This is a genomic window from Pseudomonas sp. 2995-1, from assembly GCF_002742505.1.
Classification (GTDB): domain Bacteria; phylum Pseudomonadota; class Gammaproteobacteria; order Pseudomonadales; family Pseudomonadaceae; genus Aquipseudomonas; species Aquipseudomonas sivasensis.
The window spans coordinates 1-241 of the sequence record NZ_LJSA01000407.1 but is presented as its reverse complement, the minus strand read 5'-3'; the positions used below and the strand labels follow the sequence as shown (position 1 = coordinate 241).

1 pseudogene is annotated in these 241 nt (G+C 35.7%); it reads right to left on the bottom strand.

Annotated elements, in window-relative coordinates:
* Positions 1–241 (bottom strand): annotated as a pseudogene (locus AOA61_RS21645) (hypothetical protein); the annotation flags it as partial.

Genomic DNA, 241 nt, shown 5'->3' with positions numbered 1-241 from the left:
ACCTCGGAGTAGTATACCAATACCAGAAACATTTACACAAACTCCGTGAATTGATAACTCGGGGGCCAACTCATTAGCTAAGTAGGCTTCTAGTTTTGCAATGAATTCTGAAGTAGTTTGTTCGTTTTTAGTTATTAACAACGGTATTCCTTCTTCTGTACAGTGGTGTTTTAAGTATGTAAGTTCTTCTTCTCTTCCTTTTACAATAAAACAAGGTGGATGGTAATGAACTATATTACCA